The 23,837-nt window shown below is 51.5% G+C and carries 21 protein-coding genes; 3 read left to right on the forward strand and 18 right to left on the reverse strand.

Annotated elements, in window-relative coordinates:
- Positions 1 to 78: 78 nt before the first annotated feature.
- From ACU6TU_RS13520 to ACU6TU_RS13590, 15 genes are all read right to left on the reverse strand, one after another.
- Entirely contained in the window at positions 79 to 537 is a 459-nt protein-coding gene (locus ACU6TU_RS13520; protein ID WP_447141921.1) for a hypothetical protein, read from the reverse strand.
- A complete protein-coding gene (locus tag ACU6TU_RS13525; protein WP_447141922.1) occupies positions 515 to 2,101 on the reverse strand; it encodes a hypothetical protein in 1,587 nt (528 codons plus the stop codon). Before ACU6TU_RS13525 ends, ACU6TU_RS13520 begins: the two co-directional genes overlap by 23 nt.
- 57 nt (positions 2,102 to 2,158) lie before the next feature.
- On the reverse strand, positions 2,159 to 2,557 hold the full coding sequence (locus ACU6TU_RS13530; RefSeq protein WP_447144258.1) for a hypothetical protein: 399 nt from the start codon (positions 2,555 to 2,557) through the stop codon (positions 2,159 to 2,161).
- A gap of 30 nt (positions 2,558 to 2,587) precedes the next feature.
- The gene (locus ACU6TU_RS13535) at positions 2,588 to 2,827 is read right to left on the reverse strand and encodes a hypothetical protein (protein WP_447141923.1); all 240 of its coding nucleotides are present in this window, start codon (positions 2,825 to 2,827) and stop codon (positions 2,588 to 2,590) included.
- A gap of 93 nt (positions 2,828 to 2,920) precedes the next feature.
- Positions 2,921 to 3,379: a hypothetical protein gene (locus ACU6TU_RS13540; protein ID WP_447141924.1), complete on the reverse strand. Its 459-nt coding sequence runs from the start codon at positions 3,377 to 3,379 to the stop codon at positions 2,921 to 2,923.
- A complete protein-coding gene (locus ACU6TU_RS13545) occupies positions 3,357 to 4,952 on the reverse strand; it encodes a hypothetical protein (RefSeq protein WP_447141925.1) in 1,596 nt (531 codons plus the stop codon). Before ACU6TU_RS13545 ends, ACU6TU_RS13540 begins: the two co-directional genes overlap by 23 nt.
- A gap of 118 nt (positions 4,953 to 5,070) precedes the next feature.
- Positions 5,071 to 5,946, reverse strand: a complete 876-nt coding sequence (locus tag ACU6TU_RS13550; protein ID WP_447141926.1) for an outer membrane protein assembly factor BamB family protein — start codon at positions 5,944 to 5,946, stop codon at positions 5,071 to 5,073.
- A complete protein-coding gene (locus ACU6TU_RS13555) occupies positions 5,907 to 6,221 on the reverse strand; it encodes an outer membrane protein assembly factor BamB family protein (RefSeq protein ID WP_447141927.1) in 315 nt (104 codons plus the stop codon). Before ACU6TU_RS13555 ends, ACU6TU_RS13550 begins: the two co-directional genes overlap by 40 nt.
- A complete protein-coding gene (locus ACU6TU_RS13560; RefSeq protein WP_447141928.1) occupies positions 6,208 to 7,359 on the reverse strand; it encodes an outer membrane protein assembly factor BamB family protein in 1,152 nt (383 codons plus the stop codon). Before ACU6TU_RS13560 ends, ACU6TU_RS13555 begins: the two co-directional genes overlap by 14 nt.
- Positions 7,346 to 8,527 (reverse strand): outer membrane protein assembly factor BamB family protein, encoded by a 1,182-nt coding sequence (locus ACU6TU_RS13565; RefSeq protein ID WP_447141929.1) that lies wholly within the window; start codon positions 8,525 to 8,527, stop codon positions 7,346 to 7,348. The genes ACU6TU_RS13560 and ACU6TU_RS13565 overlap by 14 nt, the downstream gene beginning before the upstream one ends.
- A 417-nt stretch (positions 8,528 to 8,944) precedes the next feature.
- Complete coding sequence (locus ACU6TU_RS13570; protein WP_447141930.1) at positions 8,945 to 9,637, reverse strand: ankyrin repeat domain-containing protein; 693 nt, start codon at positions 9,635 to 9,637, stop codon at positions 8,945 to 8,947.
- Positions 9,638 to 9,646: 9 nt separating this feature from the next.
- Positions 9,647 to 10,321: an ankyrin repeat domain-containing protein gene (locus ACU6TU_RS13575; RefSeq protein ID WP_447141931.1), complete on the reverse strand. Its 675-nt coding sequence runs from the start codon at positions 10,319 to 10,321 to the stop codon at positions 9,647 to 9,649.
- Positions 10,318 to 11,595: a hypothetical protein gene (locus ACU6TU_RS13580; protein ID WP_447141932.1), complete on the reverse strand. Its 1,278-nt coding sequence runs from the start codon at positions 11,593 to 11,595 to the stop codon at positions 10,318 to 10,320. Before ACU6TU_RS13580 ends, ACU6TU_RS13575 begins: the two co-directional genes overlap by 4 nt.
- Positions 11,596 to 11,658: 63 nt before the next feature.
- Positions 11,659 to 12,219, reverse strand: a complete 561-nt coding sequence (locus tag ACU6TU_RS13585) for a hypothetical protein (RefSeq protein WP_447141933.1) — start codon at positions 12,217 to 12,219, stop codon at positions 11,659 to 11,661.
- A gap of 14 nt (positions 12,220 to 12,233) precedes the next feature.
- Positions 12,234 to 13,730, reverse strand: a complete 1,497-nt coding sequence (locus ACU6TU_RS13590) for a TadE/TadG family type IV pilus assembly protein (protein WP_447141934.1) — start codon at positions 13,728 to 13,730, stop codon at positions 12,234 to 12,236.
- Between the two features lie 423 nt (positions 13,731 to 14,153).
- Between ACU6TU_RS13590 and ACU6TU_RS13595 the strand changes: the two genes are divergently transcribed.
- Positions 14,154 to 14,909 carry an ATP-binding cassette domain-containing protein gene (locus ACU6TU_RS13595; protein WP_447141935.1) on the forward strand — a complete coding sequence of 252 codons (756 nt, stop codon included), beginning with the start codon at positions 14,154 to 14,156 and terminating at the stop codon, positions 14,907 to 14,909.
- Between the two features lie 18 nt (positions 14,910 to 14,927).
- Here ACU6TU_RS13595 and ACU6TU_RS13600 read toward each other — a convergent pair whose 3' ends face one another.
- From ACU6TU_RS13600 to ACU6TU_RS13610, 3 genes are all read right to left on the reverse strand, one after another.
- On the reverse strand, positions 14,928 to 15,968 hold the full coding sequence (locus ACU6TU_RS13600) for a CNNM domain-containing protein (RefSeq protein ID WP_447141936.1): 1,041 nt from the start codon (positions 15,966 to 15,968) through the stop codon (positions 14,928 to 14,930).
- A 173-nt stretch (positions 15,969 to 16,141) separates the two neighbouring features.
- The gene (locus tag ACU6TU_RS13605; RefSeq protein ID WP_447141937.1) at positions 16,142 to 16,822 is read right to left on the reverse strand and encodes a Fe2+-dependent dioxygenase; all 681 of its coding nucleotides are present in this window, start codon (positions 16,820 to 16,822) and stop codon (positions 16,142 to 16,144) included.
- An 11-nt stretch (positions 16,823 to 16,833) separates the two neighbouring features.
- Complete coding sequence (locus ACU6TU_RS13610; RefSeq protein WP_447141938.1) at positions 16,834 to 19,179, reverse strand: TonB-dependent receptor; 2,346 nt, start codon at positions 19,177 to 19,179, stop codon at positions 16,834 to 16,836.
- Positions 19,180 to 19,418: 239 nt separating this feature from the next.
- Between ACU6TU_RS13610 and ACU6TU_RS13615 the strand changes: the two genes are divergently transcribed.
- Both ACU6TU_RS13615 and ACU6TU_RS13620 read left to right on the forward strand, forming a co-directional pair.
- Complete coding sequence (locus ACU6TU_RS13615; protein WP_447141939.1) at positions 19,419 to 22,892, forward strand: class I SAM-dependent DNA methyltransferase; 3,474 nt, start codon at positions 19,419 to 19,421, stop codon at positions 22,890 to 22,892.
- Between the two features lie 232 nt (positions 22,893 to 23,124).
- Positions 23,125 to 23,835, forward strand: coding sequence for a DUF3800 domain-containing protein (locus ACU6TU_RS13620; RefSeq protein WP_447141940.1), 711 nt, complete (start codon positions 23,125 to 23,127; stop codon positions 23,833 to 23,835).
- The last annotated feature ends 2 nt before the right edge of the window (positions 23,836 to 23,837 follow it).

Raw genomic sequence — 23,837 nt, forward strand, 5'->3', positions numbered from 1 at the left:
CCTTGTTGATGGGTGGTTAGCATGGCACAGAGTTTTGAACACCCTCTGGATTTGTGGCTCCCCGCAGTTGTCGTATGCTTACTCTGGCTGGTAGCCAGGCTTACCATCTATCCACGAATCACCGTGTACCGTTATCGTATTTCTTCCAGGCTCAAAGCGCTCTGGATCTACTTCCATTGGCGGCACATCATTAAAGTGCTCTTCAAAATACGTAATAATGTTCTCAGCGAATTCGTAACGCTGGTCGCACATTCCTGCAAACTGAAGGTAATAGAATTTTCGCCCTTTTCCTTTGAATGAACTACTTGGGCCTGGGATGGGGCTACTAAAACCAAGCGTTTTATGGTATGCATATGCAGCTTCCATGAAGACGTCATTTTGCACTCTAATTCTTCTTTCAACATCGTACCCGGACCAATCTATATTGATCCTGACAATACAGTCAGCCCGGTAGTATTTCTCTTCTTCCTGGCCACATCCGAGCAAGGTGAATGCCGCCATTATAATGAGTGCTTTATTCAATACATTGTTGAACACGGATTTGTGGCTCCCCGCAGTTGTCGCATGCTTTTTGTTGGTTAAGTATCGAAACCGTCCAGTCTGACGGTGAAGTATTGTTGAAAATCTTACTGCTGCCGAAGCCACCAGGAAAGGTGGTCAATACACCAGAGTGAACGGGATAAACGCCATATATAGGATCGCCGTTCTCATCAATATAGGTAAATGTCACTTCATAGTGGAACGAATTAACATGGAGCGCTGCTCGAGCATCTGCCGCCCGCAGTCTCACCAATGAGCCGGTCACGCCTTCTGCAGACACTGACTTACCATACCCAATTACCGAGTCAATAGGCTCCCAACTGCCTTGGCATTGCTGTGGCGACCCTTGTGGGTCATCTATATCATCCGGGGCAATATCAGAGCACGGTGAGTCATCTGAAGACTCCGCCCCTACCAGATCGCTTAAGTCAGCCCCTAAAACGCTATATCCTGCCTTGCCATTGGCATCATCGCCTTCAATCGCACTAGCGCTCAGCCCCCTGGTCAAGGGCGTAATCCCCGCCCCGCCGGTTGCTTGTGAAGGGCGAGCCATATGCACCTTAGTGCCTAATTGAACAATCCGTTCGTGATCATCCGGCTGAGAGCGAGTGGCGTGCTGCACCGTGTTATGCCAGTTCTTATTGGAAGCTCTTGAGCCTGTGGCCTTTAGCGTGGGAGAAAAATCCCCGCCCAACACGTCCGGGTCGGGTGTGTACATACCTGCCCGAAAGTCACTCTGCTTCGACGTCAGGCGGCTAGGCGACAGTTTCGCTTGATTAAGTGATGCCTGGCTATTGCCCACCTCCTGCCACCCTGCCGGGGCCGGTTGACCAGGGCTATGCAGGTGTTCAAACAGCCCGTAATGCTCTTGGGCGACGGTATTCGCCCTTAGCCGCTCAGCCGTTGCCTGCAATTCGGTTTGCTGAGCGGAGTTGGCGGGCATGCGGTTGGCTTCTTGCTGAGCAGCCACCACCCGCTCCTGGCGGCATTGCATAAACTGGGCTTTGTCATCAAGCGCTGATTGATCGGCCTGCTGCAAGATATCTTCAATCGACGGCCCTGAAAATCCTCCTTCTACGGAGGACTGGCCTTGCCCTTCTATTCCATCGCTACCCCAGATGCCGTTAGAGGAAGATTCGCCACCGCCGTAGGGGCCATCGCCGCCGTACGGGCCACCATTACTAGCGCCGTTTCCTGCACCGCCGACATTAGAGCTGGTGCCCGTCTCTCCACCTGGCAAACGTTGATCAAACGGCCCGCCGTTGAGCGGTTCATCGCTGCCCACTATATTGCCTTCAGCATCCAGGGTGGGCATGTGCGGTAGCCTGGCGGCGTAGTGGAAAGCCTCCTGCTGATCACGGATGGCATTCATCAGGCGCTGCTGAACGCTTTCGCCTTCTTCACCAAAGGGGGTTAACAGGGCAGCGACCATTAAACCGGTGAGCAGCATGTACTCAACAGTGCCAGCCCCTTTCTGGCGGCGGGAGTTGACCACCAACCTGCGCGCAGGTGACTTGCTGCCACTCAGCGCGTTGCTTCCCTGCAACGCTTTCTTTTTCATCCGTGTTTCTCTTTATGTTAGATAAGTTCCATTTACCGCACCTCAGCATCCGCTGGATCAGCGCTCATACCCAAAGGCCGTTGGGACAACCGGTGTTAAGCCTTGCGCCCGCATTTGTTCGCGCACTTCAACCGGGGGAGGTGGCGGGAAGTCTACGCCGCGTTCCATCATCCTATCGCGTAGCTGGATAAACTGATTGCGATCGTCATCTGGTTGCAGATTATGCAGCTTATAGTGAACGATCCAGGCCGTGGTGACCCCATTATTCATACGAAAATTGGGTTCTGAACCTTGTTCAAGAAGGTAGATGGCAATATCCGGCTTGGTGCCTGTGGCGCTGTGAGCAAAGGGGCTGTAACCGGTGCCGTTATGGGTGCGGTAGTGGATATCGGCGCCCCTTTCTACCAGTAGTTTGACGTGATCCAGAGTGCCCATAGTGATGGCATCAAACAGCAGCGGGGTTCTGTTTCAGCATCGCAAACCACATCAGGGTGATCTGGTTCGGGCGTGAAGGTCAACGCCCTGCTCGGCACCCTGGCGCAAGGCAGCCATGTCATTACGTTCAATGGCCTCAGCCATTTCAAGCGGCGGGCCGCTGAAAAACTCGCTGGCGGGATAGGTGCGGTCGTCGGCAAGCGCACCTACTGGCCAGCCGACCATCACTAAACTCACGGCGAACAGCAAGGCAATCATCAGACAGCGTGATCGTACGGGGAGTAGTTCCATCTGGGTAAAGCTCCTTGTTGATGGTCGGTGGTTAGCGTGACACAGAGTTTTGAACACCTTCCAGATTTGTGGCTTCACGCAGTTGTCGCATGCTTACTGTGGCTGGTAGCCAGGCTTACCATCTATCCATGAAGGGCCCCACGACTCTATTGTGTCTCTTCCCGGCTCAAAGCGGCCCGGATCCACTTCCATTGGCGGCACATCATCAAAATTATCTTCAAAATACGTGATAATGTTCTCAGCAAACTCGTAACGCCTATCGCACATGCCTTTAAACTGTAGGTAATAATACTCTCGTTGCTCTCCTTTAACCGAGGCATTTGGTCCTGATACAGGACTATCAAAACCAAGGGTTTGGTGATAGGCAAATGCTGCTTCTGGCAAAACATGGTTTTGTACTTTTAGCCTTCTTTCAGTATCATATCCGAACCAATCTATATTGATCCTGACAATACAGTCAGCCCGGTAGTATTTCTCTTCTTCCTGGCTGCATCCGAGTAAGGTGAATGCCGCCAGCATAATGGGCGCTTTATTCAATACATTGTTGAACACGGATTTGTGGCTCCCCGCAGTTGTCACATGCTTTTTGTTGATTAAGTATTGAAACCGTCCAGTCTGACGGTGAAGTATTGTTGAAAACCTTACTGGTGCCAAAGCCTGCTGGGAAGGTGCTAAATTCACCTGAGTGAATGGGATAAACACCAGCTATCGGATCGCCGTTCTCATCAATATTGGTATACGTGACTTCATAGTGAAACGAAATAACATGGAGTGCGGCACGAGCATCTGCCGCCCGCAGCCTCACCAATGAACCGGTCACGTCTCGTGCTGTCTCTGACTCACCATAACCCGTCACCGCTTCAATATGCTCCCAACTGCCTTGGCATTGCTGTGGCGATCCTTGTGGGTCATCCATATCACCTGGGGCTATATCAGAGCACGGAGAGCTATCTGAAGATTCCGCCCCTACCAGATCGCTTAAGTCAGCCCCTAAAACGCTATATCCTGCCTTGCCATTGGCATCATCGCCTTCAATCGCACTAGCGCTCAGCCCCCTGGTCAAGGGCGTAATCCCCGCCCCGCCGGTTGCTTGTGAAGGGCGAGCCATATGCACCTTAGTGCCTAATTGAACAATCCGTTCGTGATCATCCGGCTGAGAGCGAGTGGCGTGCTGCACCGTGTTATGCCAGTTCTTATTGGAAGCTCTTGAGCCTGTGGCCTTTAGCGTGGGAGAAAAATCCCCACCCAACACGTCTCGGTCGGGTGTGTACATACCTGCCCGAAAGTCACTCTGCTTGGACGTCAGGCGGCTAGGCGACAGTTTCGCTTGATTAAGTGATGCCTGGCTATTGCCCACCTCCTGCCACCCTGCCGGGGCCGGTTGACCAGGGCTATGCAGGTGTTCAAACAGCCCGTAATGCTCTTGGGCGACAGTATTCGCCCTTAGCCGCTCAGCCGTTGCCTGCAATTCGGTTTGCTGAGCGGAGTTGGCGGGCATGCGGTTGGCTTCTTGCTGAGCAGCCACCACCCGCTCCTGGCGGCACTGCATAAACTGGGCTTTGTCATCAAGTGCTGATTGATCGGCCTGCTGCAAGATATCTTCAATCGACGGCCCTGAAAATCCTCCTTCTACGGAGGACTGGCCTTGCCCTTCTATTCCATCGCTACCCCAGATGCCGTTAGAGGAAGATTCGCCACCGCCGTAGGGGCCATCGCCGCCGTAAGGGCCACCATTACTAGCGCCGTTTCCTGCACCGCCGACATTAGAGCTGGTGCCCGTCTCTCCACCTGGCAAACGTTGATCAAACGGGCCGCCGTTGAGCGGTTCATCGCTGCCCACTATGTTGCCTTCAGCATCCAGGGTGGGCATGTGCGGTAGCCTGGCGGCGTAGTGGAAAGCCTCCTGCTGATCACGGATGGCATTCATCAGGCGCTGCTGAACGCTCTCGCCTTCTTCACCAAAGGGGGTTAACAGGGCAGCGACCATTAAACCGGTGAGCAGCATGTACTCAACGGTTCCGGCACCTTTCTGCCGGTAAAACCGACGAGGATTGACCAATACATTACGCTCAGGTGGTTTGCTGCCACCCGGCGCGTTGCTTCCCTGCAACGACTTCTTTTTCATCCGTGTTTCTCTTTAAGTTATTGAGCCAACGTCTCTGCTGGACACATATGCATTTATCACGCTGCTGTAAATCATCTGGTAAAAACGGCGAGTAACTTTGTCTCAACGAAGATTGAGGCTATTCCAATACATACACATGTCCGTCCAAGCTTCCAAAATATACCCGGCCGTCGACGATGGCAGGGGCTGAGTTGACAATGCCGTCAGTCTTGTAGCGCCACTTGAGATCACCCGTTTGACGATCAACGGCATATAAGTAGGTATCTGCACTACCAAAGTACACCGTATTTCCAGCGATAGAAGCGGGGCCGCGCATAAAGCCTTCTGTTTCAAATCGCCAGATCAATTCTCCCGCTTCCATGTCCAAAGCATTCATATGGCCGTGAGAGCCAGCCTTACCATCACCATCGTCACCAAAAAACACCACTCCATCCGCTAAACTAACTGCAGACGTAACAGAAAAATCATGTATAAATTCAGCAACCAGCTCTCCACTATGTTTATCAACCTTTCTTATCACAGCATGGTCACGATCTCTAAATATTGCAAAAACGCAGCAATCATTGATTGCTGGAGCACCGTAAGAGAAACCGTAATCAAGCGGTGAGGGCATTTGCCAAACTGCTTCTTCAGAGTCTAGTTGAAGCGCATAGAGTGCTTGCGAACCATCCTGATAATACACAAAATCATTAGATACCATAGGCTGAGTTCCGACACCATTTATAGCAATTCCCCAAAATGGCTTACCCGTTGCTACATCCAGCGCCACTAAATAACCGGCATCTGAGGTCAATAGCACGTTATCACCATAAACTGTAGGGGTGGCCATCCTCACAGAATAGTCCATTTCAAACCGCCAGCGCTCTTCACCTGTCGAACGATCCAATGCAAGCAAGTGCCCATTAAAGCCACCTGATTGAAACACGCCTACTAATAAAGCATGTCCAGAAAGAGTCACCTGAAGACTGGGCTTACCATCAATTTTTTTCCCCATATCACTTTGCCATCATCTTGATCAAGCGCATACACACCATTTTCGACATCAACAAAATACACCATTCCATTATCAACTAATGGTGTACTGATTACAGGCGCACCCGCATCAAATTTCCAAGCAAGCGTGGGCGTTTCTTCTGGTCCTATATCCTCATAAACGCCAGTTCTTTCCAGATTGGCCTGAAACATGGTGGAAGCACCCATTACAACGGATGGTGACACCACTAATGTGATGACACCAGCAACTAGGGCGTAGAGGCTATTCCAATACATACACATGCCCGTCCAGGCTTCCAAAATATACCCGGCCGTCGACGATGGCAGGGGCTGAGTTGACAATGCCGTCAGTCTTGTAGCGCCACTTGAGATCACCCGTATGACGATCAACGGCATATAAGTAGGTATCTGCACTACCAAAGTACACCGTATTTCCAGCGATAGAAGCGGGGCCGCGCATAAAGCCTTCTGTTTCAAATCGCCAGATCAATTCTCCTGCTTCCATGTCCAAAGCATTCATATGGCCGTGAGAGCCCGCCTTGCCATCACCATCGTCACCAAAGAACACCACCCCATCCGCTAAACTAACGGAAGATGAAACAGAAAACTCATGCATAAACTCAGCAATCAACTCTCCACTATGTTTGTTAATCTTTCTTACCATCGCAACTCCGTCACCTCTATTTATCACAAAAATGCAGCAATCATTTACAGCTGGTGTAGCACGATTAAAACTGTAATAAAGGGACTGAGGCATTTGCCAAACTTCTTCTGCAGAGTCTAACTTAAGCGCATAGAGTGTTTGTGAATTATCCTGATAATACACAACATCATCAGAAATCACAGGCTGCGCTCCACTGCCATCTATAGCAACCCCCCAAACACCCTCGCCCGTTGCTAAATCCAGAGCAACCAAATAATCAGCAGAAGAAGTCAATAATACTTTATCTTCATAAACTGTCGGAGTAGTTATTCTTATTGTATAGTCCATTTCAAACCGCCAGCGCTCTTCACCTGTCAAACGGTCTAAGGCAAGCAAGTGCCCATTAAAGTCATCTGCTTGGTACACCCCTACTAATAGAGTATCTTCAGAAAGAGAAATCTGAAAACTAGGTTTACCATCAACTTTTTTTTCCCATATCACTGTGCCATGATCTTGATTAAGAGCATACACACCATTTTCGACATCAACAAAATACACCATTCCATTATCAACTAATGGTGTACTGATTACAGGCGCACCCGCATCAAACTTCCAAACAAGTTCCGGAGCCTCTTCCGGGCCTATATCCTCATACACGCCGGTTCTTTCCAGGTTCGCCTGAAACATGGTGGAAGAACCCAGCACGATGGATGGCGACATTGCTAATGTGATGACACCAGCAACTAGGGCGTAGAGGCTATTCCAATACATACACATGCCCGTCCAGGCTTCCAAAATATACCCGGCCGTCGACGATGGCAGGGGCTGAGTTGACAATGCCGTCAGTCTTGTAGCGCCACTTGAGATCACCCGTATGACGATCAACGGCATATAAGTAGGTATCTGCACTACCAAAGTACACCGTATTTCCAGCGATAGAAGCGGGACCTCTCATAAAGCCTTCTGTTTTAAATCGCCAGATCAATTCTCTTGCTTCCATATCCAAGGTATTCATATGGCCATGTGAGCCTGCCTTGCCATCGCCATCGTCACCAAAAAACACAACACCATCCGCTAAACTCACCGAAGACGTCACAGAAAAATCATGTACAAATTCAGCAACCAGCTCTCCACTTTTCTTATCAATTTTTCTTACCAACGCAGTTTCATCATTTCTAACAATCGCAAAAACACAGCACCCGTTTACTGATGGAGTACCATAAGAAATATCATAATCAATAGGTGAAGGTATTCGCCATATCTCTTCTCCAGAGTCTAGTTGAAGTGCATAAAGTGTTTGTGATCCATCACGATAATACACAACGTCATCTGATATAATTGGCTGCGCTCCATTGCCATCTACAGCAAATCCCCAAAATGACTCACCCGTTGCTACATCCAGAGCCACCAAATAACCGGCATCTGAGGTCAATAACACTGTATCCCCATAAACTGTGGGAGTTGTCATTCTTACTGCATACTCTGAATAGTCCATTTCAAACCGCCAATGCTCTTCGCCCGTCAAACGATCCAGGGCAAGTAAGTGACCATTAAAATCGTCTGGTTGGTACACGCCTACCAATAGAGAATCTTCAGAAATAGCAATCTGATAACTGGGCTGCCCATCAATTTCTTTTTCCCATACCACAGAGCCATCAGCTTGATTCAATGCATAAATACCATCTTCAAAATCAACAAAATACACCATTCCATTATCAACTAACGGCGTACTGATTACAGGCGCACCCGCATCAAACTTCCAAACAAGTGCTGGTGTTTTTTCTGGGCCTATATCCTCATACACCCCGGTTCTTTCCAGATTAGCCTGAAACACGGTGGAAGCCCCCATTACAACGGATGGTGACATCACTAATGTGATGACACCAGCAACTAAGATACCGCATACTTTATTCGTAATAATTTTTAGTAAAAGCTTCATTTTACTCACCTTGAAATATCTAAAAGCTTATTTGCTTGGAAACGGAAGATCACCCGGCGTTGGTAACAAGCAAGACAGCGATTTTTCAGTTAACTCTTTCTCAACATATGCTTCACGTGCCGTATTTTCTCGTATAATACTCACTATTCTTTCACGGTAACCAAGGTCCACGTCTATGGCGCATTTATTAAAATAAAGGCACCAGTAGAAAGACGCTGACGATGATAAACTCTGTCAGCGCCTGTCCCTGCTGAGTACGTGGTGCCCGGCATTTCAGCACTTTTGTGTCATGAGCCATCGAAATAACCTCTCAGGCCCGATCACAAACGCTTGAACCGCCTTCAGCGCCGAGCAGCCCATGGTTAACGAGAGAGCCATCATCAGTATGCCTAATTTCCATAGCTTCATACGTTTTCCTTAACGCTGCCAAAACGGGTCATTTGGGTCGATATAGCCCCTGTCTCTTAGCGCATCGATCAGCTTCCAAAAATCGGCTGAGCTATACCTAGCAATTATGTCGTTTTCTTTAGTAATTTGAATTTCTTTAATGGCATCAAGTGCTGACATGAGCGATTTGCCAAATTTATCTTTAAGGGTTGGGTCAGCCCCCGCCTCAATCATCACCGTCGCTGCTGCATGACTTCTTGAGGTCAGCATTCTCCTTAACGCCGTCGAGCTGTACTCGGTATTGCGGTAATTAACATCAGCGCCGTATTCAATCAGCAGTTTGATATGCTCCAGATAGGTATCTGATAGCGGGTTAAATAGGAGAGTGTTATCTTCACCACTTACTGGCAAGTTCGGATCGGCTCCCGCTTCCAGCAAGGTGCGTAAATACGCGGTGGACTCTGGGTAGTTTTCATACGCCAGTTCAAGCACATAAACCTTATCCATATCAGGATAGTCGGGGTTTGGCACCCCGAAATTGGGGTTAGCTCCCTGCCGCAAGGCACTATCCATGGCATTCTTATCCCCTGCGATGACTGCCTTCATTAAGTCGCGATCAGGCCCGCTCTCAACAGCGCTTGTTAAACTGTTCGCCTTCAGCGCCGAGCAGCCCATGGTTAACGAGAGAGCCATCATCAGTATGCCTAATTTCCATAGCTTCATACGTTTTCCTTAACGCTGCCAATACGGGTCACCAGGGTCGATATACCCCTTATCCTTTAACGCATCAATCAGCTTCCAAAAATCAGGTGTACTATAATCTGAAGCTCCCCCCCTTTCTTTAATGCTGTCAAGTGCCAACATAAGAGAGCGGCCAAACTTATTTTCAAGAGTAGGGTCGGCCCCCGCCTCAATCATCACCGTCGCCGCTGCATGACTTTTTGAAAAAAACATCCCTAACAGAGCCGTCGAGTTGTACTCGGTATTGCGGTAGTTGACATCCGCACCATATTCGATCAGCAGCTTGATATGTTCCAGATAGGTATCTGATAATGGTTTGAATAGAAGGGTGTTATCCTCTTCAGTCACAGGCAAGTTCGGTTCAGCTCCGGCTTCCAGCAAGGTGTGTAAATACTCGGTGGTCTCCGGGTAGTTTTCATATGCCAGCTCAAGTACATACACCTTATCAATATCAGGATACTCGGGGTTTGGCACCCCGAAGTTGGGATCAGCCCCCTGGCGCAAGGCCCTATCCATGGCATTCTTATCCCCTGCGATGACTGCCTTCATTAAGTCGCGATCAGGCCCGCTCTCAACAGCGCTTGTTAAACTGTTCGCCTTCAGCGCCGAGCAGCCCAAGGTTAACGAGAGAGCCATCATCAATATGCCTGTTTTTAATAACGTCATTTTTCGCCCCATAATTCAAGATTATCCATAAAGGTTTCATTGTGTAGGGTGGCGGCACTGTCTTCCAGCCGCCATGGCCGCTCTGGCCCCGGCTGGGCCGGTGGGCTGAAAGCATCTAGCCCATGCCTTTCAAGTGGCAACATATCACAGGGTGCCGAGTGGGCAATCTGTGTGCCGCCTGCAGTTGGTGTGCCCGGTATTTTCTGAAGCACTGTCAAGACTTCACCACGGATATAATGGTGACGTATATGCCCTGGCTCCTTGTTGCTGGTGGCCTCTAAATCTGGGAATGGCAGCAATTCATCAACAATCCCCTTCTTGTAGTTATCATGCAGGCCGGCGGCATTGAAGGTAATGGCATCCATACCTGTTTCGTAAGCCGCTGCCGCGGCCAGCCCACCTCCCAAAGAGTGCCCAGCAATCAGAAAGTCTTCACCAAGCCATTCTTTTAATTCACTAGCCAACTCTACCGCATGATCGTACTGGGTGGCATTGCCCCATAGGCCTTGCGGTATATTGGCTTTACCGAAGTCATTTCTAAAATCATCGCTGCCACGAAATGCCAGAACATAAGTGCCGTCCATCTTGTACAGGGTGGCAGAAAAACCATCAAGCTCAGTTATTTTAGGGTATTCAACCCCTACCTGAGCAAAGCTGTCCTTCGACTTATTATAAGAGGCACCGCCAGGAAGGTCTCGATGATAGGCGGCATCAGCTGCCTGGTAGCCCAACAAATCCTCACGCGTCCAGATCGGATTTTCATCCATCATCTGGCCACAGATATACTGCGAGGCTGCTTTAACAGCCTCCCACCCACCAGCAGCTATCACTGCAGCCTTCAGGACATCTTCAACAACTTCGCTGTCTTCACCAGAATCAGGGGATTCACTTTCCTCTGCGGCGCCGAGCTCTTCATCCGAGTCAGACGCCTCGTCTTCGGTAGGTGCTTGATCAAAGGGCCCACCGTTGAGTGGTTCATCGCTGCCAATGATATTACCTTCGGCATCCAGGGTGGGCATGGCCGGTAGCCTGGCGGCGTAGTGGAAGGCTTCCTGCTGATCACGGATCGCATTCATCAGACGCTGCTGAATGCTTTCGCCTTCCTCGCCAAAAGGTGTCAGAAGTGCAGCAACGGTGACCCCGGTCAATAGCAAATATTCGACGGTACCCGCACCACCCTGGCGGGCGATCCGCGGCACTTTGAGAGGCGCACGGTGGCCCTGCAACTGGCTAGCACCTGGCGCCTTGCTTCCTGGCAAGAGTTCCTTTTCCATCCCTGGTTCCTTCTCTTTTTAGCCTGCCCGCGATTGAGCGCTCCGGGCCATCTTGTTTCTGCGCTATAGTTTTTTGAATTCTGAGATAGGGATCTTCATACACTCGCAGAAGTACTTGTCATACAGAATATGAGAACTTTTTTCGCTATCCATATAGGCCATTTTTTCGGTATAAGATTCGGTAAAAAGCTCTGTTAGTAATTCAAACACGGGTTCGGACCCGCCGAAGATTTCTTTATAACGCTCAATTAAGGCTGGCAGGCTGTAATACTCCAACTGGGCTTGTGTCACACCATGTGTTTCTAACAATGCATCTCGTGATCTGTATGCCGACATTGCCACCAACGACACCACCGAAAGGCACGTTTGATAACGGTTCATAAATGCTACATTAGCGTCCAATTCTTCTTGCTCAAGCAGCCCACCATCCCCTGCCAACACCGAGTCGATATGCGCGCCGTTCATCTCCATATAAGGGTTTTTCCCTTCCGGCACGTGTTTTGGGCAATGTTCTGCCTGCCAGTGGTCAGGAATCAAATCAGCATCGTTTGCACTGGCAGCCATAGGCAACCAAAGGCCCAACAGAAGCGCCATAAAATGGCGTTGATAGCGTAAATATGCCATTAACATCACCTTTATCAGAAAACTCCCGAGATTGCTGCGACGGCGGATTTCTCGGCATCCGACAGCTTGCCCAGCCGCGGCTGCCAGAAGGGGTTATATAAATTGCCATATTCTACATTGCCGTCGCGGCGGGCAAACTGCTGAACATCGGTCGGCCGTGCGTAATACGGCTGCCCCTTGGCGGCGGCTGCCAACCAACCACCTGCGGTACCGGTATTGAGCGGATTATCACCGGTTGCACCCAGGTCTTCAGTCAGTGAAATGGCATCAACACTCTTGCGAAACAGCAACACCATACTGGGGCCAGACATGTGAGAGCGACTCTCATCCCGAAACGCATAAAATTCAGGTATGCCATTCGTATTGCTTAGGTTGTCATGACTATTCAAACCCGCCGCCAGTTCTGCCGCATTGTCATTGTCCCAGGCACCGCCCCAGTCGTCGCCTGACTCATAATCGTAATAGGATCCAGATTTTTCCAAGGCATGGGCACCTCCCCAGCCAAGTGGCACGTCAAAACATAAAACACATGTCGAAAAAATGCCCGAGCCTATTTCAAAACGCACATCGAGTGAGACGGTATCCATCGCCGACCAGTCCCAGTCATAGCTACCGTCCACCTTTGGAGTCGCTTTGAAATCAGAACCACCCCGTTTACGGGTTTCCCAAGACCCAAGGAAAATATCACCACTTAAAGGAAATCCCATTTCATAGGAGCGCTCACTGGAAAATACATCTCTAGAGGCATTGGTAACATTTGCAAATTCATTAACACGTGCAGTCGCCGCGATATCTTCGTCACTGCTAAATGCGTCAATCACACGGGCATCGTTTCCAGCATAGCGCCCTATATCGTCCGCCCACTCAACAACCGCTTGGGCTGTTTCCCCCAGCCCATCAGTCAGCAGTTCAGCTTCAGGGTCGTTAGCCGCCATGACGGATTTTGTAAAGTTGGGTAGCGCGGCGATAGTTGCTGAACGATGCAGAAACTGACTTTTCGAAAGCGCCAAATTGACTGCGTCATTAAATGGAATAACTGTCTTTGTTACAGTATCAACTGCTGTAGAAAGAAAACTGGTAGCATTTTGGATGGCTTGTGTTATAGCGGTAATGGCTGTGCCTACAACTGGCACAAAACCGGCCACTTTGCCAAACACCCCAAGGCTTTGCCCGAGCCGCTCCATCATAGTTGCCCAAGAACTCACCCCCACCATCTGCCCAATAGCCACTTGGTTAGCCACCATGGCACGGGTCGTATATGCCGAGAAATTGAGATCACGGGCGACTAACGCAGAACTGCTGTAAGCAACATTGTCTGCCGTGTTCTGCAGTTTTATTTTTTCGGTCATCACCTGACCGGAATCGAACATCGTCCATAAAGCCAACAGCACCGCAACGATCAGTACGGCTGTCATTGGCATTACCTGTCCAGACTGACGACGAGCAGAAGCAACCACCACTGAACTGGGGAACTGACCTGAGCCCTTGGTTTCAACATTCATGGCGATCATCCAAGCTCTTGAAAAAGGATAAAGTTACTTCGCGATCGGCTGGCTTTTTACAGAGCGCCCTTTTCACCTAACTTTTTGAAGACCTCTAGGCTCACAACAGAAATCATGATCAGCCATCGATTTATCACAAAAAGCTGTTGCGAAAACACGCAGAAACCACAGCACAAGACAGGCTCATACTTACTGAAAACGCCACCCACAACAATTTAGCTCTAAACACAAAGAGTAGGGCGCAGCACCAGCAAGGCCCGCACCCTACTCTAGTCAACCAATCAGGAATTACTCACCGCCACCATCACCACCACCTTCAACATCAGCCTCATGAAAATTAGATAAATTATAAGTACTTGTAGCTTCGGTATCCGCACTTCCGGCGCCAGAACTTGCTGCTTCCGAACCCGTAGTAGATGTTTCACCCGCCACATGCTGACACTTCATCAAGCGGGCCTGAAGGCGGTGCCTGCCCTGCACCCTCTGGATGGCACGGTGGAACCGGGTCAGCTGCTTGCCATTGTTGGCCCCAACGGCGCGGGCAAAAGTACCCTGTTGAGCCTGCTCTCCGGCTTTCGTCCCTGTGAGCTTGGGCATATCACCCTGGATGGTACACATCTCAGCCAATGGAAGATCGACGCCCTGGCCACCCGCCGCGCTCTGGTCGCACAACAGGAAATCCCCGGCTTTGCCTGGCAGGTGGAGGAACTGGTTAGCCTGGGCAGCGCGCCAGGCCCCGCGCTGCTGGCGGAAGTGCTGGATGACCTGGACCTGATTCACCTGGCCAAGCGTTCGGTACTATCGCTCTCCGGCGGTGAACGCCAACGGGTAATGATTGCCCGCGGCGCCTGCCAGCTACTGTCTCGTCGCACGGAAACCACCAGAGATGGCAGCCTGCTGCTGCTTGATGAACCCACCAGCGCCCTGGATATCGGCCAGCAGCAACGCCTGATGCGCCAACTGCGCCGCTGGGCCATTCACCACCGCATGGCCGTGGTCTGCGTACTTCACGATCTTAACCTGGCCAGCCTCTTCGCCGACCGTGTGTGGCTCCTGCACCAGGGCAGACGCATCGCCCAGGGAACGCCATCACAGGTACTCACCCCTGAGGTCATCGCCAGCACCTATGCCGCCCAACTGCAAACGGTGACCGCCGGGCAGACGCAGCTGCTGGCGCTAAGGCCTTGAGACGATACTGACGACTATCTACCTCTCTTCGTCTACACCCTCACCCCGTGCATGTTTGATGCGCTTGAGCCATTGTTTCTTGGCGTAGTTGCGCAGGTTATCCACGCGGTCGGTTTCATCAACGATATCCTGGCCAAGGATGGTTTCGATGATATCTTCCAGGGTAATCAGGCCAACAAAGGTGCCGTGTTCGTCATAGATCACCCGCATGTGCAGGCGGTCGCTTAACATGGCGGCAAATACCTGCTCAACATTGTGGGAAACATCCACACTGGCAATCGGATGCATCAGTTCCTTCATGATCTGGTCTTCATCCGCCGGGTACATATCCGCCTTATGCACGTAGCCAAACGCCTGCTCACCGTTGTCCATGACCGGGAAACGCGTAAAGGATGCATTAGCATAGGCTACCTCGAATTCAGCCACGGTCATGTGCGGCGGCACGGTTTCGCACACGGTTCTCGGGGTCATTACCTTGCTGACCGGAATTTCATGCAGGTTAAGCATATTGGTGATGGTGCGCGATTCATCGGCATCCAGCACCTTTTCCTCCAGCCCCACGCGGGCCAGCACCTTGATTTCATCGCGCAGGTCCACATCATGCTCGGATTTACCCAATCGCCGTGTGATCTGCTCAGACAGCCAGATAAACGGCAACAGCATCACGATCATCGGTTTGAGCACCTTGGGCAGCATAGGCGCCAGGCCGCGCCAATAAGTAGCGCCGATAGTTTTGGGAATGATCTCTGAAAGAATCAGAATCAGCATTGTCATCACCGCTGAAACAATCCCGATGGACGCTTCACCAAACACCACGGCGGCTTGAGCACCAACGGCGGTAGCGCCTACGGTGTGAGCGATGGTATTCAGCGTGAGGATGGATGCCAGCGGGCGGTCGATGTTGGCTTTCAACGCCGCTAGGGAAGCGTGCAGCGCAGGCTGCTCTTCCTTAAGTTTGGCAATATAGCTGGGCGTAATCGATAGCAGCGCTGCCTCAAGAATCGAGCACACAAAGGAAAAGCCAATCGACAGCGTCGCGGTCAGAACAAGCAGGAACATAAGCGTCCATTAGAAAAGAATGAAGAGTAAAACCTAAGAAGGTTATAGGGGGAAACGCAGGCAAAATCAATCGGCCAAGTCAGTTTGATCATGCGCTTTGTGCTCAACACAAAAAAGCCGGTGCGTTATACACCGGCATAAGATCGAGTTAACAGTGATAGCGAGTTAATCTCTCAACACTCAGACCACATTCTGACCAGGTTATTGTAGCTTCCCGTCAGTGTTACCAATTGCGCATTGGCCTCTCCATACTCTGCACGCAAGTGCCGTAACGAGTTATCCATTTCATATAACAAGCGACGTTTTTCCGTATCCCGTATCAGGCTCTGCATAAACATATAGCAACCCATACGCTCGCCTTTGGTTACCGGGGTTACTTCATGTAAAGAGCCTGAAGGATAGGTGATCAGGCTGCCCGCAGGCAGCTTGACCGTCTGTTCACCAAAGGTATCGATGATTTTCAGTTCGCCGCCTTCATATTCCTCTGGGTCAGAGAGAAACAGGGTGGCGGATACATCAGTACGCAGATAACTACCATCCGGCAATGGACGCAGTGTGCTGTCGATATGTTTGCCATAATGATTATCTTCAACGGTATAGCGATTGAAGTTCGGCGGAATAATCTTAAATGGCAATACCGCACTCATGACATCCGGCGTGCGGTTTAATGCACGCATTACCTGCGCCCGCAAATCCTGTAACACTTGTGCGCTTTCAGGAATCTGCAGATTCTTTTTCACCTGTCTGGCCTGGGGGCCAGCACTAATGCCCCTGGCCCATTCAGCACTATATAACTGACGACGCATCAGCGTTATTTCATCAGGTGTCAGAACGTTTTCAAAGCTTACAATCATAACGTCAGCTCTTAAAAATCGTAGCGTAGTGTTGCAATAGCATGCCGCCCCGGGCCGGGAATGCCTTGCGCTCCACCTTCTGCCAGTTGTGAAATATACTCTTTATCTGCCAGATTAAAGGCATTCACTCTTAACTGCAGCTGGTCGGTAAAACGGTATGCCGTTGACGCATGAAACACAGCGTAACTGTCGATTTCTACCTGACGACGGCGAGAGCCAGGTTTAGAAGCCACATTATTTACCTGACTGGCGACGTACTCCATTCCCCCGCCGATACTCCACCGCGCAGTAACGTCATAGTCGCTCCAGAAGTTGAAGGTGTGCTCAGGCGTACCACCGAGCCGTGAACCAACTTCCCACGGGTTATTGGAACTGATCACCTCGGAATCCATGTACGTATAGCTTGTATAAAGATCCCAACCTGGCGTCAGGCTACCCATCGCGCCGACTTCAAGCCCTTCTACACGCTGTTCACCATCAAGCACATCCAAAAGATCACCACCACCTTGAGCGGGGGTACGTGCATTGGTTTTATCCGTGCGGAATAAAGCAGCACTTATCAACAGGTTGTCTGCAACATTCCATTTGGTTCCCAGCTCGTAAGCAATGGTTTTTTCCGGGTCAGTATTAAACGCATCTTCATCAATGATGTCTTCGCGATTATTTTCCAGGGCACTGCCACCGCCCGCTAACTGAACCAATCCGCGGTCGAAAGTCCCGGTCACGTCAAACGCCGAGCCGACAGAGGCATAAATACTGCCATTCTGCGTCGGCTTGAATACCAGACCCAGGTTACCGCTCCATACGCTATCCGTACGCGACGCTGGCCCAATCGGATCATCCCAACCATAATCGGTCGCGGTCGATTCAACATTGTCCCAGCGCACGCCACTGTGCAGATCCCATTTGGGTGAAAGCGCCATGGTATTCAATGCGTAAAGACCAAACTGCTCGGATTCCAGGCGATGGCTTGTACCATCGTAAGGCGCTTCGGGTCGCGTACGCAGTTCAGGGTTATAAAGATCAGTCGCTGGCCCTTTAACATCTGGGCGACGAACGTTTTCGATATCAACGTAACCCGCTTCAGCACCCAACACCAGATCATGGCTCACCTGACCGGTATCAAAAGAAAGCAAAAGGTCCGTCTGATTAAAGAACGAAGTATCCGTCTGATCGCGTGGCTTTAGATCACCTCGTACTTGCATCTGAGAAAAATCACCGCTGCCGCGAGCCGCTTCCGGCACAATCAAACGGGGTGATGACGTAATCGAATCGTTTTCTACCCGACTCGCTCGGAATTGATTGCGTAATGCAACGCTGTTACTGAATCGATGTTCAATCGCCACACCGAGCTGATCAACATCAATGTTCTGATAGTCATCTTTGTGACCATAAAAATTGCTGTAGTCGATGCCGGGAGGAATTTCACCGGTATAGTAGCCATCGGGAGCACGCTGCCCGCCCGGCGTGCGCTCGCCGCCTCTTTCCGTTAGTTCCGCTGTATCGCCACTAAAGCCAGCCCGGTCAATCGGCAGGCCTTTATCTTCCAGATTGTTCTGACGGGTGTGCAGAAAATCAACATCCACCTGCGTATCACCAGTCAGGCCCCATGCATAAGCACCATAAAAGCCATGACGCTCCTGATTGACGACATCCCGCCCCGGAACATCCTGGCTGTGGGTCATCATGTTAAGGCGCAGCGCACTATTGTCATCGATGCGTCGGTTAAAATCCCCCGTAACGCGAATCAACTCATCCGTACCCGCCGATGCTTCGACACGGTTACGGTCTTCCATCATGGGTTGTTTAGTTGCGAAATTAACCGTACCACCCGCAGAACCACGCCCGGAGAAAGATGAATTAGGGCCTTTGATAACTTCAATTTGATCCACATAGAAGGGATCGCGGAAATAGTTACCCAGATCGCGCATACCATTAACGTTGATATCATCACGCGCATTAAAGCCGCGAATTTTCAGCTGGTCTCCGCCGGGTGGGTTACCTTCGCCCGCCTGCAGGCTGATACCAGAGACGTTGCGCATGGCATCACGCAGCTCTGTCACGTTCTGGTCGCTCAGCAGATCACTGGTTAATACAGTGACAATACGCGGTGTTTCCTGAACAGGGCGTTGGTACTTGACGCTTTCCATAAAAGTACCGCGATACCCTGTCACCGTAACGGTACCCAACTCAGCCGCTGGCACTGCATCTGCTTGCTGCCCCTGAGCCTGAACATTGAGCGCAGTCAGCATACATGCCCCTGCTGTCAGCACATTGCGTCCTAGCACAAACATTTTTGATGTCGGGGATACTTTTTCCAATGCTTTATTAAGCGCTTTTTTCTGACAAAAACTCATTATTAGCTCCCTTGCTAAGACAAACTGGCTTCTGCAGGCCACAAAGCTAGCGTTGGGCCAGTGGAAAATATTTGTTGATTTATGAACTTTACAACAGAAATATTGTAGATAAACAAAAAACCAATGTAAATGATCATTGTTATCATTTTTATTGGTAATCCCCCGCCTCTCACCCACGACGTGTTCCAGCGTGCTACCATTTATTCCAGCCTAAAACCTGCCGGAAAGGATGCTTGTTGATGTTCGATTCACACGCTGCGGTTGCCACGCCAGATGCCGTTGAGACCTTTATCACCCGCTGGAAGGGCACCACCGGCACCGAGAAAGCCAACTATCAGCTGTTCCTTTCCGAGCTTTGCGCCCTGCTGGCACTTCCCACGCCGGAGCCAGCCAGCAAGGACAACCGCGAAAACGCCTACACCTTTGAGCGCCGGGTGGATATTCAAAGCCCGGACGGCAGCGAGAATCGCGGCTTTATTGACCTCTACAAGCGCGGCGCTTTTGTACTGGAGGCCAAGCAGACCGGCAAGGGGCTGGAAACCAAAGGCTGGGATAAAGCCATGCAGGCCGCCTATAACCAGGCCGACCAGTACGTGCGCGCCCTGCCCGCCAAGGAAGGCCGCCCGCCGTTTATCGTGGTGACCGATGTGGGCCGCACCCTGGCGCTGTATTCGGAATTTTCCCGCTCCGGCGGCACCTATGTGCCCTTCCCCGACCCGCGCAACTACCGCATCAAGCTCGACGACCTGCGCCAGCCCGAGATACAACAGCGCCTGAAAGCGCTATGGGAAGCGCCGGACACCCTCGACCCCAGCCAGTACGCCGCCCGCGTGACCCGAGCGGTAAGCGCCAAGCTGGCGACGCTGGCCAAAACGCTGGAAGCCGACGGTTTTGAGGTTGACCGGGTGGCGCACTTTTTGAAGCGCTGCCTGTTCACCATGTTCAGTGAAGACGTGGAGCTTTTGCCCAAGGGCAGCTTTACTGCCTTTCTGGAGCGCATGAAGGAAAGCCCCGAGCACTTTGCCGATGCCATCGGCTCGCTATGGGAAAGCATGAACAGCGGCGGTTTCAGCGGCGTGTTAACCGCCAAAGTGATGCGCTTTAACGGCGGCCTGTTTAAAGGCATCGACCCCATCCCGCTCAACGCCGAGCAGATTCAACTGCTGATTGATGCCGCCAAGGCCGACTGGCGCTTTGTCGAACCGGCGATTTTCGGCACCCTGCTGGAACGCGCCCTGGACCCCCGCGAACGCCACAAGCTGGGCGCCCACTACACGCCCCGCGCCTACGTCGAACGCCTGGTAATGCCCACCCTGATTGACCCGCTGCGCCGCGAATGGGCCACCGCCCAGGTGGTTGCGGAAGCCCACAACCAGAAAGGCAAAACCGATAAAGCGCTGGAAAGCCTGCGCGCTTTTCACCACAAGCTCTGCCAGGTGCGGGTGCTGGACCCGGCCTGCGGCAGCGCCAACTTTCTGTATGTCGCGCTGGAGCACATGAAGCGCCTGGAAGGGGAAGTGCTCAACCTGATTACCGACTTAAGCGGCGGCCAGAGTTCTCTGGAAGCCGAAGGCTTTACCGTCTCGCCCCAGCAATTTTTAGGCATGGAAATTAACCCACGCGCCGCCGCCATTGCCGAAATCGTGCTGTGGATTGGTTACCTGCAGTGGCACTACCGCATCAACGGCAGCCTGGATTTACCCGAGCCGATTCTTAAAGACTTCCACAACATTGAACACCGCGATGCGCTGATCGAGTTTGAACACCGCGAAGCGCTGCTGGATAACGCAGGCCAGCCGGTGACCATCTGGGACGGCATCAGCATGAAGAAAAGCCCCGCCACCGGCGAGCTGATACCGGATGAAGCTGCCCGCACTCCGGTGTACCGCTACCACAACCCCAGGCGCACCGAATGGCCCGAAGCCGACTACATCATCGGCAACCCGCCGTTTATTGGCGCCTCCACCATGCGCCGCGCCCTGGGCGATGGCTATGTGGATGCCGTGCGTCAGGTGTTTAAAGGCCAGGTGCCGGAATCAGCGGATTTTGTGATGTACTGGTGGCATATCGCCGCCGAAATGGTGCGCAGCGGCAGCGCCCAGCAGTTTGGGTTTATCACCACCAACAGCCTGCGCCAGACCTTTAACCGCCGGGTGCTGGAACCCCACCTGAATGATGCCAAAAAGCCGCTCTCGCTGACCTTTGCGATCCCTGACCACCCCTGGGTGGATGGCAACGACGGTGCCGCCGTACGCATCGCCATGACGGTAGGCCGCGCGGGCGAAGCGCCGGGGCTGCTGCAGCAAGTGACTCAGGAAAGCAGCGACGAACACCGCGAAGCCCGCAGCGTTTCGCTTACCCGCCGTGAAGGTAAAGTCTTTGCGGATTTAACGATTGGCGCAGATGTGGCAGGGGCAAAGCCGTTGCTCGCAAACTCAGCGATTGCATCAAGAGGTGTCCAGCTAATGGGTAGCGGATTCATTGTAAGCAAAGAAGAAGCAAATCAACTTGGTTATCCAGAAAATTCCAACATAAAAAAAGTAGTTCGACCTTTCAAAAATGGTCGCGACCTTGCTCAGCGATCAAGAGATATGATGGTTATTGATTTATTTGGCCTTACAGTTGATGAAACTCGCGAGTTTTATCCAGCTATTTATCAATGGATTTTAGAGAAGGTGAAGCCTGAAAGAGAACAGAATAAAAGAGCATCATACCGAAGAAATTGGTGGATCTTTGGTGAAAACAACATTTTGATGCGAAAGTCAGTAGCTGACCTAACCCGCTTCATTTTAAGTGTAAGAACCGCTAAGCATCGCTTGTTTCAATTTGCCTCCTCAGACGTGGTTCCTGAAAGTAAACTGATAACACTCGGCGTGGACTCTGCTAAAGACTTGGGAGTTATATCTTCACGTCTACATGTTTGCTGGGCAAATTCTGCTGGGGGTTGGCTAGGTGCAGGCAATGATGCAACTTATAATCACACTGAATGCTTTACAAAATTCCCCTTCCCTGATCTTACCGACAAACAGGCGGCGCAGATCGGCGCGCTTGCCGAGCAGATCGACACCCACCGCAAGCGCCAGCAGGCCGAGCACCCAACGCTCACCCTGACCGGCATCTATAACGTGATGGAAAAACTCCGCGCCGGTGAAGCCCTCAACGCCAAAGACCAAACCATTAACCAGCAAGGGCTGGTCAGCACCCTGCTGGATGACCACGACCAGCTCGACCGCGCCGTGTTCAGCGCCTACGGCTGGGATGACCTCGCCGAACAACTGGTGGGCCTGCCCGGTGCCACCACCCCGCTGCCGGACAAACCCGCTGCCCAGGCCGAAGCCGAAGAGGAACTCTTGATGCGGTTAGTCGCGCTGAACAAACAGCGCGCCGCCGAAGAAGCCCAGGGCAAGGTGCGCTGGCTGCGCCCGGCATATCAGGCCCCCGAAGAAGCCGCCCCCACCCAAACCGAAATGGCCAACGCGGCAACAGCGGACGCCGCCCCAACCGCCGACAAAACCAAAGCCAGCTGGCCCAAAGACCTCGCCACCCAGGTCACCCTGCTGCGCGATATGCTTGCCGCCAGCCCCCACAGCGCGGAAAGCCTGGCCGCCCAGTTCAAACGCAAACCGGTTAAGGGTGTAAGCGAAGTGCTCTCAGCGCTGGCCGCCCTCGGCCAGGCCCAGCAGGAAAACGAACAATGGCGATTGGTGAGGTGATGGTGGTAACGCTCAACCATGATTAGCACAAAGACGTTGGTAGTTTAGCTTGACGAAATATTCAGGCTAAGCCATCATGAATAAGTGCGAGTAAGGCCTGGACAACCGCGACAGCGCAAGCATCGTAAGCGTACTGATATGTGCGCCGGCCCCAGGGTTCGCACCCAACTTTAAGCCACTGTACTGTAAGTAACAGTGGCTTTTTTTATGTTCCTAACGCTAGATTCCATCCATGCAGCGTTTGATATATCTTGATGAAAGCGGAGACTTAGGCTGGAAATTTGACGCGCCTTTTGGTCAAGGCGGGTCATCAAAACATCTAACCATTGCCAGCGCATTCACTAGCTTGGAAACAAACAAGTATCTTTGCCGGACGGTGAAGGATATTAAAAAAAGAGCTAAGTGGCCTCCAAAAGAAGAATTAAAGTGGGTGGATATGCCCCGGAGTCTTCGTACTGAGTTCTGTGAAAGAGCTGCTAACATCTGTCATAAGCACCCTTCCATTGAGTACCAATCCCTTATTCTAGCAAAAGAGGGGGTATTTGAACGGCTCAGGCATGATGATGCCATGCTCTATAACTACCTTATAAAAGTGCTTCTATTAGAACCGCTATGTAGGCATCGTCAGGTTACGTTGATTCCAGACCCTCGCGGTATTTCTCCTAATGCAGGCCATCCGCTGCATATTTATCTCCAGGGAGCAATTTTTGAGCGAAAGGTCGCAGGCCAGTCCACAACTGAGCTGGGTGTCAGACAAGCGGACAGTAAATCAGAACTTGGTATCCAATTTGCCGACATGCTTGCGGGAGCCATCCAATTGCATTACGAGGGTGTATCCTCAGAGTACTATGAGATATTGCGTCCTTACATCAACAGTTACGAGTTTTTCTTTCCCAGCACACGGACGGCTAAACGCCAAAACACACAGACATTAAGAATATAATT

This window comes from Halomonas sp. LS-001, assembly GCF_052983955.1.